The organism is Rhizobium sp. CFBP 8762 (assembly GCF_014841565.1).
Taxonomy (GTDB): Bacteria; Pseudomonadota; Alphaproteobacteria; order Rhizobiales; family Rhizobiaceae; genus CFBP-8762.
Genome location: NZ_JACYUD010000001.1, coordinates 269,348 through 284,137, shown reverse-complemented (window position 1 = coordinate 284,137; position 14,790 = coordinate 269,348). Strand labels below are relative to the sequence as shown.

General features: G+C 59.0%; 9 protein-coding genes. 4 read left to right on the top strand and 5 right to left on the bottom strand.

Features of this window, described 5'->3' with window-relative positions; genetic code table 11:
• Positions 1-246: 246 nt before the first annotated feature.
• Positions 247-522, top strand: coding sequence for a hypothetical protein (locus IFT84_RS01290; protein WP_192116830.1), 276 nt, complete (start codon positions 247-249; stop codon positions 520-522).
• A gap of 138 nt (positions 523-660) precedes the next feature.
• Positions 661-3,609: a bifunctional [glutamine synthetase] adenylyltransferase/[glutamine synthetase]-adenylyl-L-tyrosine phosphorylase gene (locus IFT84_RS01285; RefSeq protein ID WP_192116829.1), complete on the top strand. Its 2,949-nt coding sequence runs from the start codon at positions 661-663 to the stop codon at positions 3,607-3,609.
• A gap of 11 nt (positions 3,610-3,620) precedes the next feature.
• Here IFT84_RS01285 and IFT84_RS01280 read toward each other — a convergent pair whose 3' ends face one another.
• On the bottom strand, positions 3,621-5,969 hold the full coding sequence (locus IFT84_RS01280; protein ID WP_192116828.1) for a PAS domain-containing sensor histidine kinase: 2,349 nt from the start codon (positions 5,967-5,969) through the stop codon (positions 3,621-3,623).
• Positions 5,970-6,097: 128 nt separating this feature from the next.
• On the bottom strand, positions 6,098-8,734 hold the full coding sequence (gene pepN, locus IFT84_RS01275) for an aminopeptidase N (RefSeq protein ID WP_192116827.1): 2,637 nt from the start codon (positions 8,732-8,734) through the stop codon (positions 6,098-6,100).
• Between the two features lie 267 nt (positions 8,735-9,001).
• On the opposite strand from pepN, the gene IFT84_RS01270 reads away from it, so the two are divergent.
• Positions 9,002-9,943, top strand: a complete 942-nt coding sequence (locus tag IFT84_RS01270; protein ID WP_192116826.1) for a DMT family transporter — start codon at positions 9,002-9,004, stop codon at positions 9,941-9,943.
• A 28-nt stretch (positions 9,944-9,971) separates the two neighbouring features.
• Here the strand turns inward: IFT84_RS01270 and IFT84_RS01265 are convergent, their stop codons facing one another.
• The 3 genes from IFT84_RS01265 to IFT84_RS01255 form a co-directional block, all read right to left on the bottom strand.
• Positions 9,972-10,154: a hypothetical protein gene (locus IFT84_RS01265; RefSeq protein WP_192116825.1), complete on the bottom strand. Its 183-nt coding sequence runs from the start codon at positions 10,152-10,154 to the stop codon at positions 9,972-9,974.
• A 188-nt stretch (positions 10,155-10,342) separates the two neighbouring features.
• A complete protein-coding gene (locus tag IFT84_RS01260; protein WP_192116824.1) occupies positions 10,343-11,299 on the bottom strand; it encodes a uracil-DNA glycosylase in 957 nt (318 codons plus the stop codon).
• 49 nt (positions 11,300-11,348) lie between these two features.
• Complete coding sequence (locus IFT84_RS01255) at positions 11,349-12,665, bottom strand: Hsp70 family protein (protein ID WP_192116823.1); 1,317 nt, start codon at positions 12,663-12,665, stop codon at positions 11,349-11,351.
• A gap of 403 nt (positions 12,666-13,068) precedes the next feature.
• Between IFT84_RS01255 and IFT84_RS01250 the strand changes: the two genes are divergently transcribed.
• On the top strand, positions 13,069-14,745 hold the full coding sequence (locus IFT84_RS01250) for an electron transfer flavoprotein-ubiquinone oxidoreductase (protein ID WP_192116822.1): 1,677 nt from the start codon (positions 13,069-13,071) through the stop codon (positions 14,743-14,745).
• The last annotated feature ends 45 nt before the right edge of the window (positions 14,746-14,790 follow it).

Sequence of the window (14,790 nt, the reverse complement as noted above, 5' to 3'; positions counted from 1 at the left end):
CTTTATGCGTTAGAGATGGTGTGGGACCGGTGACATGATCGGTTCCGGGGCGTCAGAACCCCTTGACCAAAGCGGTTGGTGTCAACCGTAAGCACCGCCTCGACCTCTATGGCCGGGGAGGCGTCGGCGTATGTCCAGAGCTTAGGCTTAAAGGCCGGGGCGGTCGTCTTTGGTCGATTTCTGAACTCCCCGGTCACCAGAGGGAAACCTCCGGTGACCGATTCCCTTTATCAAGGAGTTCGACGTATGGACGAGTATAATTTCTGGAAAGATCTGCTGGATACCTTTCAGTCCTCTACAGAATGGGTTCAAGCGCTCTGGCTGGCCATTCCCCCTTTGTTTCTGCTTATGCTTATCCGTATGATCATGCGGTTTCGGCTGGCGCGCAACACCCCGCCCGAACCCGTCGAAAGACCCGTATTCTACCAGGTCCATCACAACCCCAAAGAGGATGACTGGTTGCAGGAGGAACTCGACAGGATAGAACAGGACAGCGCATCGCCGCAACGTCGGTTGACGTAGTGTGCGGGACTTGAAACAACCATTCTCGTCTGACGCAACGACTCCTTTTGTACTGGAAATGCTCTAACCTTTTGTTTTAACGCATTGTCCAAGCGTAAAAGCGATTTCGCTTTTACTGGAAATGCTTTAGGAGACCGCATGGGAACGCACGATGAAACCGGCATGGCGCTGATCGTCAATCTGCATGTGTGCCCACTTCGGCCTTTGTCTCAAGCGGATGCAAAATCGGTGGCCGCTGACCTTAAAAGCATGGGGCGCGAGCATCCGAGCATTGCAAAGGCGTTAGCGGATGGCGGGGTGGTGCGGGATTTTATCGTCGCTGCCCTGTCGCTGTCGCCTTACCTGCGGGATCTGGTGCAGGTTCAGCCTTCGCTGCTGGTCAGCCTTCTGGAAAACGCCATTCCTCATCGTTTGCAAGCGATCATCGGCCAGGCACGCGAGGCTTGGCGTGGCGATGACGGTGCTGCGTCCAGCGATGCCATCGTCATGTCGCGGCTGCGAATTGCCAAGCGGGAGGTAAGTTTTCTCACAGCCATGGCTGATCTGGCACGGTTGTTTGATGCACGCGAAACGACGCGCTGGTTGAGCGATTTTGCCACCGCTGCCGTCAGCGCTGCCATGGACCATCTGCTGTTGTCCGCCCATCAGGATTGCAAGGTGGCTCTGCCAAACGTGTCAGCGCCCAGCGAAGGCTCCGGCGTGGCGGTGCTGGGCATGGGCAAGCTTGGAGCCTGTGAACTCAATTACTCTTCCGACATTGATCTCGTAGTGTTTTTCGATCCGCAGGCGCAAATCGTCGTCAAGCCGGACGACACGAGCGAGGTGTTTGCGCGGCTGTTGCGCCGGTTGATCCGCATCATGCAGGAGCGCACGGCAGAGGGCTACGTATTTCGCACGGACCTGCGACTGCGGCCCGACCCCGGCTCTACCCCGCTGGCCATCTCGGTGGATGCGGCCATGTTGTACTACGAAAGCCGGGGGCAGAATTGGGAGCGCGCCGCCTATATCAAGGCGCGGCCCGTTGGCGGAGATTTGAAAGCGGGCGAGGCGTTTCTGGCAGGACTACGGCCGTTCGTGTTTCGCAAATATCTGGACTATGCGGCCATTGCCGACATTCATTCCATCAAGCGACAGATTCACGCCCATAAAGGCCATGGCGAAATTGCCGTGAAGGGCCACAATGTGAAGCTGGGGCGTGGCGGTATTCGCGAAATCGAGTTTTTCGTGCAGACCCAGCAGTTGATCGCCGGGGGGCGGATGCCAGAGCTGCGGCTGCGGGAAACTGAGCCGATGCTGACAGCCTTGGCGACGGCACAATGGATCGACAGCCAGACGGCAGCGGAATTGACGGACGCCTACTGGTTTCTGCGCGATGTGGAGCACCGCATTCAGATGGTGCGCGACGAGCAGACACATGTGCTGCCTGACACCGAGGCGGAGTTGAAGCGCATTGCCTATATGCTCGGCTTTGCCGATACGGTGGCATTTTCCAAGCGGCTTGTGGGTGTGCTGAAAACGGTGGAGCATCGCTATGCGCAACTGTTTGAGCAGGAGGCCGGACTTTCGACGGAAACCGGCAATCTGGTGTTCACCGGCCAGGGCGACGACCCGGAAACGCTGGAAACGCTGGCAGGGATGGGGTTTCAGCGCCCGGCGGATATGGCCAATATCATCCGCACCTGGCACTATGGTCGCTACCGGGCCACGCAATCTGTCGAGGCGCGTGAGCGGTTGACGGAACTGACGCCGCACTTGTTGCAGGCGTTTGGGCAAAGCAAACGGGCAGATGATGCGCTGCTGCGCTTTGACGGGTTTTTGTCCGGGTTGCCAGCGGGTATCCAGCTGTTTTCGCTGCTCAGCAACAATCCCGGGCTGCTGTCTCTTCTGGTCAGCATCATGTCATCCGCGCCGCGCCTTGCCGATATCATTGCCGCCAGGCCCCATGTGTTTGATGGGATGCTGGACCCCGGTCTGCTGGCGGAACTGCCGACGCGGGCTTATCTGGCCGACCGTATCGCCGGTTTCGTCTCTGGCGGACGGCATTATGAGGAGATTCTCGACAGGCTGCGGATTATCGCGTCGGAACAGCGGTTCCTGATCGGCATTCGGCTGCTGACGGGCAGCATCAGCGGGGAGCAGGCGGCGCGCGCCTTTACCCATGTGGCGGACCTGATTCTGGAGGCGACGCTGAAGGCGGTGCGCGCAGAAATTGCCCATGCGCACGGGCAGTTTCCGGGCGGGGCCATTGCCATTGTCGGCATGGGCAAGCTGGGCAGTTTCGAGCTGACGGCCGGCTCCGATCTCGATCTTATTCTGCTCTACGATTACGACGACGAGGCTGCGGAGTCCGATGGCATGAAGCCACTGGATGCAGTGCGATATTTTACCCGCGTGACGCAACGGCTGATGGCCGCTCTGTCGGCCCCCACTGCCGAGGGTGTGCTCTACGAGGTGGACATGCGGCTGCGACCCTCCGGAAACAAGGGGCCGGTGGCCACCCGTATCTCCGCCTTTGCCAAATATCAGCTTCAGGAAGCGTGGACGTGGGAGCATATGGCACTGACCCGTGCACGCGTGGTGTGCGGCGATGCGCAACTGGTAAACGAATCACGCGACGTGTTTGACACCGTGCTGACCCGGACCCCGGATGTGGCGAAAATTACCTCGGACGTCGCGGAGATGCGAAGACTGATCGAAGCTGAGAAGCCTGCCAAAAGTGTGTGGGATTTCAAGCGGATTGCAGGCGGGTTGATCGATATGGAGTTCATCGCTCAATATCTGACGCTCCTTTCACCTAAGAGTGCGCGGGGCGGAACGACCGGGGAGGTGCTAAAACGCGTCGGGCCTCAGCGGATCAAGCCTGATGATCTTGAAAAACTGCTGACAACGCTAACGCTGATGACGAATGTGTCGCAGATCATACGGCTGTGTATGGATGGGGAGTTCGATCCCGCACAAGCGCCTGCCGGTCTGATCGACCTTGTATGCCGGGCGGGAGACGCGCCGGATATCAAGGTGCTGGAGGCCGATATTCGCGCACGCGCCAAGGCGGTGCGGCGGATTTTTCAGAGTGTTGTGACGCCCTGACTTTATCATCCCTATGCCGCCGTCTTGCGATACCGCGGCCTTGCCTGATCGGGAATGCGGACGGAGATGATCGTGCCGGTTTTTTCCTTGGAGGCAATGCGCATCGTGCCGCCGTGCAGGCGCGTCAGCGAGCGGGAAATGGCGAGGCCAAGACCGGAGCCACCCTTGCTTTTGGCATACTGGCTCTGCACCTGCTCGAACGGATAGCCAATTTTTCCCAGGGCGCGTTTGGGGATCCCGATGCCCGTATCGGCGATGGTGAGCGTAACCGCGCCTGCGACCTTGCGGGCGCGCAGCGAAATCTGGCCGCCTTCATTGGTAAACTTGACCGCGTTGGACAGAAGGTTCAACAAAACCTGCTTCATGGCGCGGCGGTCTGCGGTCAGCGTCAGGCCGCTGGATACCTCCTGCACGATGCGGATGTTCTTCTGCTCGGCGGGAATGGTGGTGAGGCGCAGGGTTTCCTCGATCAACGGTGCAAGATCGATGGTCTCCGGTGCAATTTGCATGTGCCCAGCCTCGATCTTGGACATATCCAATATGTCATTGATGACGTTGAGCAGATGCTTGCCGCTATCATGAATATCCTTGGCGTATTCATCATATTTGCCGGAGCCGAGCGGGCCGAACATGTTGTTCTGCAAGATTTCGGAAAAGCCCAGAATGGCGTTGAGCGGCGTGCGCAACTCATGCGACATGTTGGCGAGAAACTCGGACTTGGCCTTGTTGGCAGCTTCGGCGCGCTCTTTTTCCGCCTGATAATTGGCGTTGGCAATAGAAAGTTCGGCCTTCTGCCGCTCCAGCGTGATGCGCGATGCTGACAGATCGCTAATGGTTGCCATGAGGCGGCGCTCGGATTCCCGTAAGCGCACCTGATGGCGTTTCAACAGCGTAATGTCTGTGCCGACAGACACCACGCCACCATCGCGCGTAACACGCTCGTTGATCTGCAGCCAGCGTTCGTCCGCCAGTTGCACCTCGGTGGTGGTGGAGCGGTTGGAATGGTCGGGGTCGGCAATGCGGCGCTCGACGATGGGCCGGGCGGCGCTGGCATGGACCACGGTGCGCTCGGTGCCCGGAATCAGCACCGCATCCGGAAGGCCGTAGGCTTGCTGGTAGTGGGTGTTGCACATCACCAGACGATCGTTCTTGTCCCACAGCACGAAGGCCTCGGACGTCGATTCGATGGCGTCGGCAAGGCGCTGATCGGCCTCGGCGTAGCGCTGGGCCAGACGGTGCTGCTCGGTGACATCCATGGCAATGCCGATGAGGTGCACGCGACCGGACGCGGTGCGGATCAACTGCGCGCGCGCGCGCATCCACACATAATGCCCATCGGCGTGGCGCATGCGGAAAATCTGGTCAATCTGCTTGGCGTCACCCTTGGCAATGGAGCGGGCGACCTTGTAGATTCCATTGTCATCCGGGTGCATCAGGCGGGCAGCATCGCCAAAGGATAGCACACTGTCCTGCGGGGTCATGCCCAGCATTTCATACATGGAGCGCGACCAGAACAGGCGACGGTTGGGTAGATCGAAATCCCATAGGCCACAGCGCCCACGGGCCAGAGCGGTTTCCACGCGCTGGTTGGACTCGTCAAAAATCGTATCGGCATCCCGGGCGCGCTTGGCCTGAATGTAATAGGCGTAGAGCACCACGAACAGAATGGTGGAAATGCCGGAAAACAGCGTGACGTTCAGCGATACATCATCGCGCCAGACCGTATCGATCCGCGCGGTGGGAGAGGCGACCAGCACCACGCCCGAGCGACCGCTGACCTGCGACATGGAGACGATATAGTCGGCTCCGTCGATCACCGCTTTGAGTGTATCCGGGCGATCACTGAAATACTGGAAAGCCGCCAGTTCCGGCGAGAGGCTGGACAGCGAACGACCGATATAGGGAGATGCGAGCGGCGAACCGGCAAAGATGCGGCCACTCTGCTGTACCATCAACACAAGCGTGGATGGCTCGACCAGATCGAGCGGAATGGCAGTGCCAAGACGCGTCTCGGCATCCCAGCGCTTGGCGTTGCCGAAGACGTCAGGCGCGTCGGCGGAAAAGGTGGCAGCGGCAGCAGCGGCAGCCAGCGCAGAGGTTTGGCGAATGGTGGCTTCCATGCGCGTATGTTCGCTCATGATGCCGGTTAGGCGCGATGCGCCGACCACAATCAGAAAGGCGATGATGAGAATCGGAATGGAGCGCTTGAGCAGCGGCTCCGCCTTGGCCAGACGCCGCACAGCGGGACCGGCAAGCACACGGGCGCGCCCCAGAAAATGGTTTTCCAGCCGACCGGGCATACGCGGTCGCACTCGTTCACCGCCAGCGCTTGCCCGCCACGCCTCCGCCATTTTCTTCAATACCGCAATCCTCGAGAGCATTTTCGGTAAAAGCGGCTAGGCTCCTCCCGAATCGTACCCAATGAATCAAAGGTGATTCCGGTTGTCCAGAGGAAAGTTTTACCAGGCGTTAACCATATACGTGCCGGTTAGCCCTCAAGAATCCGTTCAACGATATCGCTGACATCATTGGACAGGGGTCTGGCACTGGCAAGCCGGGCCAAGGCTGCTTGTGCTTTTTGCCCACGCACCGGTTCCAACTGCCGCCAGGAGCGCAGGGAGGTGAGGATACGGGCCGCAACCTGAGGGTTTCGCCGATCAATTTCCAAGATCTGATCGACCAGAAAATCGTAGGCTTTGCCATCGGCACGATGGAGGCCGGTGGGGTTGGAAAAGGCAAAGGTGCCGATGAGCGAGCGCAGGCGATTGGGGTTGTTGCGATTGAAAAGCGGATGGTTCAGCAGTGCCTGCACGCGCGCCAGGGTATCGGGGCCCGGAATGGTGGCCTGTGCGACAAACCATTTGTCGATGACCAAAGGATTATCACCAAAGCGGGTGGCGAATGTATCGAGCGCAGATTTCGCCTCCGAGGAGTTCGGGAAGGTGTGCACCAGAAGGTTGAGCGCCTGCGAAAGGTCCGTCATGTTGTTGGCATCGGCAAAGGCCTGTGCTGCCCGGTCCGGGGTGCCGTCTGCGGCTGTCAGATAGGTGAGCGCGACAGCGCGCAGCGCGCGCTTTCCGGCACTTTGCGCATCTGGTGTAAACGGGCCGGGGGTCGCCATGGTGGTGAACAGGTCATCAAAAAGGGATGCACCGGCATTGGCCACCGCTTTCAGCGTGGCCTGACGGGCCGTGCGGATGGCATCGGGGTCTGTGTTGGCGCCGATGGCGCGGGCGATATCGGCCTCACTGGGCAGCGTCAGCGCCAGTGCGCTGAAGGCGGACTCAAGCGCATCATCGGCAGCAATGGCAAGCAGGGTCTCGATCAAGAGAGGATCGGGGGAGGCGGTGTCGCCTGTGCTGGCAGCCATCAGGGTGGGCATGGCAAGATCGGTGAGAGCTTGCCAGCGCGCGTAAAGATCGGTTTCGTGTCCTGCAATCAGCGCAAGCTCTGCGGGGGACTGGCTCTGAATGAGTGTAACAGGGGCCGAAAAGCCGCGATTGATGGACAGGATTGGAGAGCCGGACAGGTTCTCGAAAACGATCCTCTGCTTTGTCTCGGTGAGATGCAGAACATCGCCGGTGATATCGGCATCGGCTGCGACCTTGAGGGGAAGGCTTTCGCCGTGTGCATTCAACAACGCCAGCCGCAGCGGAATGTGCATGGCTGCCTTCTCGCTCTGGCCGGGCGTGGGCTTGACGGCCTGTGCAAGCGACAGCGTAAAGGTGCGGGCATCAGCGTCGAAATTCGTTTCAACGGTGATATGCGGTGTGCCAGCCTGGCTGTACCAGAGCGAAAACTGGGTCAGATCGCGGCCGCTCGTTTCCTCGAAACAGGCAACGAAATCTTCCACTGTCGCGGCCTGTCCATCATGGCGGGCAAAGTAGAGGTCCATGCCGGCCTTGAAGGCTTCGGGCCCCACCAGCGTCGCAATCATACGGGTGACTTCGCTGCCTTTTTCATAGACGGTCGTCGTGTAGAAATTGTTGATCTCGCGGTACTGCTGCGGGCGCACCGGGTGTGCCAGCGGACCGGCATCCTCTGGAAATTGCTCGGCTTTCAGGTGGCGCACCTCGGCAATGCGCTTGACGGCGCGGGAGCGCTGATCGGCGGAAAACTCGTGATCGCGATAAACCGTCAGGCCTTCTTTCAGGCACAGCTGAAACCAGTCACGGCAGGTGATGCGGTTGCCCGTCCAGTTGTGGAAATATTCGTGCGCAATAATGGCTTCGATCAACGCATAATCGGTGTCGGTCGCGGTTTCCGGGTCGGCCAGCACATATTTATCGTTGAAGATATTGAGGCCCTTGTTTTCCATGGCCCCCATGTTGAAATCCGAGACGGCGACGATCATGAAAATATCCAGATCGTATTCACAGCCGAAGACATCTTCGTCCCAGCGCATGGACCGTTTCAGCGCATCCATGGCGTAGGCGGCGCGAGGCTCCTTGCCGTGCTCAACGTAGATTTTCAGCGCGACATTGCGACCAGAGCGGGTGACGAAGGGTTCTTCAATGACGCCGAGATCGCCCGCAACCAGTGCAAACAGGTAGCAGGGCTTGGGGTGCGGATCGAACCAGGTGGCGAAATGTCGGCCATCGCCGAGATCACCGCCGCCCAGCCGGTTGCCGTTTGATAGCAGGAGCGGCGCGGTCGCCTTGTCGGCCATGATCGTCACGGTATAGACCGCCAGCACATCCGGCCGATCCGGGAAATAGGTAATACGGCGGAACCCATCCGCTTCGCACTGCGTGCAGTACACACCGGAGGTGCGATAAAGTCCCATCAGCTTGGTATTGGCTTGCGGTGCGATGATGGTGGTGATCATCACTTCAAAGGCACCGCTTCCCGGCAGGCCGGTGATGGTGAGGCCGTTCGATTGGACGGTATAGGCGTGCTCCGGCACTGGCGTTTGATCGACCGCCAAAGCCGTCAGCGACAGTTCGTCGCCATCCAGCCACAGGGGTGCATCCGGGCTCACGCCATCCCGTCGATGGAAAATGAGGCGGGACTCAACCTTTGTCGCGGCGGGGTCCAGCTCGAAGGTAAGGTCTACGCGCTCCAGTACGAAATCCGTGGGCCGATAGTCGGCGAGGGAAACGGTCTGCCCGGTATCTGTGCGCATGTTCTGTCCTGTGGCGTGAGCGTCAGCCCGCGCATGTCTGTTCGAAATGTTTGTGACAGCCTAAAGGATTTTTGAGCAAAACGGAAATGCCTTAAAAACAAACAGTCGCTGGTGCGCGTGTTGATGAAAGGATGAAATGACCGAATGCCGTGAAATCATGCAGGGTGCGGGCGAAAGGACTGGATTCGCAGGTCTTTTCTGTCCTACCCTAGAGGCTTGATTTGCTTCGCAACGCAAAGGCCCGGCCTCGTCCCCGGTAATGCTCGCATGAAAACCACTGCCTACGCCAACCCGCTTCAGGGCATTCTCCTGAAGGTATTGTCCGTTCTGATATTTGTATGCATGTCGACGCTGATCAAACTGGCAGGGGCCGAAATCCCCATTGGGCAGGTGACGTTCTTTCGCTCTGCCTTTGCAATTTTTCCCATTCTGGCGTTTCTGGCCCTGCGGGGGCAACTGGTGACGGCATTTCGCACCGATAACGTGCCGGGGCATATCGGGCGCGGCTTTATCGGCATACTTGCGATGTCACTTGGCTTTTATGGCCTGCGCTATCTGCCTTTGCCGGAGGCTATCGCTATCGGCTACGCTATGCCGTTGATTACGGTCATCTTTGCGGCGGTTTTTTTGAAAGAAACCGTGCGGCTGTACCGGTGGAGCGCCGTAATGGTTGGTCTGACGGGTGTGTTGATCATCGTCTGGCCCCGGCTGACGCTGTTTGATGAAGGAGCCATGGATGCGGCGGCAGCCTTTGGGGCGGTGGCCGTCCTGCTCTCGGCAACCTTCGGCGCCGTTGCGATGATGCTGGTACGAAAGCTGATCCAGACGGAGAAAACCCACACAATTGTGCTTTATTTTTCCGTCTCGGCCTCGGTGTTTTCCCTGGCAACAGTGCCGTTCGGTTGGGCGCCGCTCAGCGCGTATTCCGCTCTGTTGCTGATTGCCGCAGGCTTCTGCGGCGGCGTCGCGCAAATCTTGCTGACGGAATGTTATCGCCATGCCGATGTCTCGACCATAGCGCCGTTCGAATACACATCAATTTTATTGGGAATGGTCTTCGGCTACTGGCTGTTTGACGATGTGCCGACAGCGGTGATGCTGATCGGCACGGCCATTGTGGTCTCGGCGGGCATCTTCATTATATTCCGGGAGCACCGGCTGGGGCTGGAGCGCAAGAAGGCGCGCAAGTCCATGACCCCGCAGGGGTAATGCCGGTTGGCTTTTACGTGACAGGCTGTTAGCGCTGCATAAAGTCGGAATAGGACTGGCCAGCGCCAACCACGCGGGCAAAGCCGTTAGCCGTCAACTGCTCATTCGTAATGCAGGCGCAGGTATTAACACCCTGTGGCGTGCGGAACGGAGAGCCAGCCTGACGCAGGGTCTCGAAGGTCGAATGGATCGGGCGAAAACGGGCAATCATTGTTCTATTCCTAAATAATCCGTCCTCCTGTGGTTCATATTGCAGCACAGAGCCCTACAGACAATGAGACAGAATGCCGCCCTGATATGCGCAATTTGCATGGCTTCTGTAATCTTGTGTTCACAATTTAGGCAAGGTGCGGGCGTGTTTGTGGCTTGCGAAAATAAGGTCCTGAAAAGACTGCGTTATTACGTTTGAATTGCGGCCTTGAACATCAGAAGGTCAGACCAGGCCAGCCGTTTGCAGACGGGTGCGGAGACCAGATCCTGCGGATGAAGGGTGGCCATGGCGGGAATGACACGGTTCGAAACCGAGATATCGCGCCAGACACCGCGCATATTGTGGATAGTATCCTGACCGCCGAAGAAAAAGCGGGCGGCAAAATTGCCGAGAATCAGCAGGCGCTGCGGCTCCACCAGAGCGATTTGCCGTAAAATAAACGGGCGGCAGATTTCCACCTCACGCGGAGACGGTGTGCGATTGCCGGGTGGCCGCCACGGAATAACGTTGGTCAGCGCCAGATCGTCGCGTTTCAGCGCAATGCCGGCCAGCATTCGGTCAAGCATTTCGCCCTGTCGTCCCGCAAAGGGAAGGCCATCCCGGTCATCGTCCGCATTCGGCATGGGGCCGATGATCATCACCCGGGCGTCCTCGGCTCCCTGCAGGAACACGAGATTGCGGGCACTGTTCTTGAGATTGCAGCCGGTAAATTCGTCCATGGCGCTGCGCAATTGCGCAAGCGTGGTGGCGCTGGCGGCGACGCGTTCGGCCTGCGCAATGGCCTGCTCATCGGGAATGGACACCTGTCGGGCCACAGTTGAAGGCAGCGCACCCATGCGGGCCGTGCGCTCCATATCCTGTGGAACGGCAATATCCTGTGGAACAGCCGGGGCCGGTGGCGGTTCGCTGCGCGCCGCCACGCCACGATCCGGTGCCTGGGTAGGCTGATCGGTGTTTTGTCGCGGCAGCGCGGCTTGCTGTGGGCGTTGTGCAGGCGGGGCTGCGCGCCGTGCGGCCTTCTGGGCTTCAAACTCGGCAAACCGGTCAACGGCCTCGTCTTCCAGCATCCAATCCACGCCCGCATCCGCATGGAAATGCAGAAGGGCGGCCAGTTGCGCGGGGGAGAGGTCGTCAGCCGATATCATGGGTTCGATGCTTACAGGATCGGGCGAAGTGTGGAAAGAAAAACCTCGCTCACGCAGCCGCCTGTGCGGGCAGTGGTGCCGTCCAGCGCTCGATGTCGTCGCGCTCACCAATCAACGCCAAACCATGCGCAATGGACAGCAGTTCGCCGCCGGTCTCGATACGGTCGGCCGCAAAGCGCTGCTCGAAGATGGTGCGCACGGCTGGCACGAAGGACGTGCCGCCCGTCAGGAAGACCTTGTCGATCGTGTCAGGCGCGGTATTGGTTTTCACCAGAACATCATCCAGTGCCGCCTCGATCCGGGCGAGATCGGGCGCAATCCAGCTGTCGAAATCGCTGCGGCGCACGGTCTGGCGGGAGCTTTCGCCGAGAGGGGCAAAGTAAAATTCCGTTTCCGTATCCTGCGACAGGCGCATCTTGGTGGCAGACACGGCCTGATAGAGCGGATAGCCTTCATCCTGCTCAACCAGATCGATAAAGGCTTCCAGTTTTTCCGGCTCTTCAGCGACCCGCACCAGTTTTTGCAGTTCGGTAAAATCTTTCAGCGTCTTGAAAATGGACAACTGGTTCCAGCGGCCAAAGTTGGCATAGTAGCTGGATGGCACGTCCAACCGCTTGTCGAAACTGCGGAATTTGCTGCCCTTGCCAATGAGCGGGGCGACGATAGTGTCTATGATGCGAAAATCGAAATGATCGCCCGCAACGCCCACGCCCGAATGGCCAACCGGCGTGGCCGTCAACTGTCCCGCATGGGTCTCGAAGCGGATGATGGAATAGTCGGTGGTGCCGCCGCCGAAGTCGGCAACCAGCACGGTCGCATCCTGTTTCAGGTTCTGGGCGAAGAAGAACGCGGCGGCCACCGGCTCGTAGACATAGTGAACTTGCGGGAAGTCGAAGCGCGACAAAGCCGCTTGATAGCGCTGGAGCGCCAGGGTCTCATCCGGGTTGCCACCGGCAAAGTGGACAGGACGGCCCACGACCAGCCGCTGATAGCCACGCGCCCAGTCTTCACCCGCATACTCGGCAATGCGCGCCAGAAATGTTTCCATCAGGTCCTCAAAGCCATGGCGCTTGCCGAAGATCAGCGTGCCCTGAAACACCGCGCTGGCCGCGAAGGTCTTGATGGATTGCAGGAAACGGCAATCGCCGGGGTTGTCGATAAACATGCGGATGGCCGCCTGTCCGGCTTCCACGTTCAGCACGCTGGCATTCTGCCGGGTCTGCTTCATGAAGGAGAGTGCCGTGCGCATGGACTGCGTTTCCCCGGCGCTGCTGGTGAAGGTCAGCGACCGGGTGGTGTCTCCTTGAGCTGCGGCAAGAACCGAATTTGTGGTGCCAAAGTCAAAGCCCAAAGCTGATGCCGTCATATTCTTGAAACCAGCGCTGATCGGCGCCTGCCTTCCTGTCGTTTTAGGGAGGGCGCTCTTCCCATGTTGCCCGGATGAATGCAAGGCAGCCTTGCACTACAGTTGCAAATTCGTCAGGCCGTGGCGAAAAGGGTGATTTTCGAGCATTGGAGCGAAGCGTACTTTTGGGTACGTGAGCACCGAAGCGCAGAAAATTACCCTTTGCAGACCGGCATGGCGAAGAATGCGACTGTAGTGCTAGCCTTGATGCAGGCAAAGGCATTGCTTATCTACCTTAAAGCATGGGGTCATGAGCAAAACGCGACGTCTCCGTCGCATATCGGCTCGACAATACCAACCCGATTTGAGATGACGAAAGATACATTCAGGACAGTGGTGGGCCTATCGGCAGCAGGAGAAGACCATGAGCGGCGAACACGATCTAACCGAACGCGAAAGCCCAGAACGCGAAAGCATGGAATTCGACGTGGTGATTGTCGGTGCGGGGCCTGCGGGTCTGGCAGCCGCCATTCGCCTGAAACAATTGAATGAGGACCTCTCCATCGTCGTTCTGGAAAAGGGCGCGGAAGTGGGTGCGCATATTCTCTCCGGCGCGGTGGTGGACCCGATCGGCATCGACCGGCTGCTGCCCGGCTGGCGCGCGGAAGAGGGGCATCCATTCAAACAGGAAGTCACGGACGATCAGTTTCTGTTTTTAGGCCCTGCGGGGTCCGTGCGCCTGCCGAACTTTGCCATGCCGCCACTGATGAACAATCATGGCAACTATATCGTCTCGCTCGGTCTGGTCTGTCGGTGGCTGGCGGAAAAGGCAGAGGCGCTGGGTGTGGAAATCTATCCCGGCTTTGCGGCAACCGAATTGCTGTACAACGAAGACGGTGCCGTCATTGGCGTTGCCACCGGTGATATGGGCATTGGCCGTGATGGTGAGCCGGGCCCGGCCTATACGCGCGGCATGGAACTTCTGGGCAAATATACGCTGATTGGCGAGGGTGTGCGCGGTTCGCTCGCCAAGCAGTTGATCAACCGGTTCAAGCTGGATGAGGGCCGTGAGCCGCCGAAATTCGGCATTGGCATCAAGGAACTCTGGCAGGTGAAGCCGGAAAACCACAAGCCCGGCCTGGTGCAGCACTCTTTCGGCTGGCCGCTCGATTTTTCCACCGGCGGCGGGTCCTTCCTGTATCACCTTGAAGACAATACGGTCGCCGTCGGCTTTGTGGTGCACCTGAACTACAAGAACCCGTATCTCTATCCGTTTGAGGAGTTTCAGCGGTTCAAGACGCATCCGGCCATCCGGGATACGTTCGAAGGGGGCAAGCGGCTCTCCTATGGTGCGCGGGCAATTACCGAGGGCGGCTATCAATCCGTGCCGAAACTCTCCTTCCCCGGCGGCGCCTTGATTGGCTGCTCAGCGGGTCTGGTCAATGTGCCGCGCATCAAGGGCAGCCACAATGCCGTGCTGTCGGGCATGTTGGCAGCAGACAAGATTAATGAGGCGATTGCCGCCGGTCGCGCCAATGACGACCCGGTGGCAATTGAAAACGAATGGCGGGCGGGTGATATCGGCGCGGACCTGCGCCGGGTGCGCAATGTCAAACCGCTGTGGTCGCGCTTCGGCACGGTGCTGGGCATCACGCTGGGTGCGCTGGACATGTGGACCAACACCTTCGGCTTCTCGTTCTTCGGCACGCTCAAGCATGGCAAGAGCGATGCGGCGTCGTTGGAACCGGCAGCCAAACACAAGAAAATCGCGTATCCCAAGCCGGATAACGTCCTGACCTTCGACCGCCTGTCCTCAGTGTTCCTGTCCAACACCAACCATGAGGAAGACCAGCCGATCCATTTGCATGTCAAGCATCCCGCCCTGCAAAAGCCATCCGAACTGGATGTCTATGCGGGTCCGTCCACGCGCTACTGTCCCGCCGGGGTCTATGAGTGGGTGGAAAAGGACGGTAACGACGTGTTCGTTATCAACGCACAGAACTGCGTGCACTGCAAAACCTGCGATATCAAAGACCCCAACGACAACATCACCTGGGTGCCACCGCAGGGCGGCGAGGGGCCCGTATACCCGAATATGTAGAAAAATAGCACGTGATACCCCGTGTTTTGCCAGAAAGCTGTGGGC

Excerpts from the sequence above, each read along its gene's own strand:
- IFT84_RS01290 (WP_192116830.1), top strand. The coding sequence starts at position 247 with ATGGACGAGTATAATTTCTGGAAAGATCTGCTGGATACCTTTCAGTCC.
- IFT84_RS01285 (WP_192116829.1), top strand. The coding sequence starts at position 661 with ATGGGAACGCACGATGAAACCGGCATGGCGCTGATCGTCAATCTGCAT.
- pepN (WP_192116827.1), bottom strand. The coding sequence starts at position 8,734 with ATGCGCACAGATACCGGGCAGACCGTTTCCCTCGCCGACTATCGGCCC.
- IFT84_RS01270 (WP_192116826.1), top strand. The coding sequence starts at position 9,002 with ATGAAAACCACTGCCTACGCCAACCCGCTTCAGGGCATTCTCCTGAAG.
- IFT84_RS01265 (WP_192116825.1), bottom strand. The coding sequence starts at position 10,154 with ATGATTGCCCGTTTTCGCCCGATCCATTCGACCTTCGAGACCCTGCGT.
- IFT84_RS01260 (WP_192116824.1), bottom strand. The coding sequence starts at position 11,299 with ATGATATCGGCTGACGACCTCTCCCCCGCGCAACTGGCCGCCCTTCTG.
- IFT84_RS01255 (WP_192116823.1), bottom strand. The coding sequence starts at position 12,665 with ATGACGGCATCAGCTTTGGGCTTTGACTTTGGCACCACAAATTCGGTT.
- IFT84_RS01250 (WP_192116822.1), top strand. The coding sequence starts at position 13,069 with ATGAGCGGCGAACACGATCTAACCGAACGCGAAAGCCCAGAACGCGAA.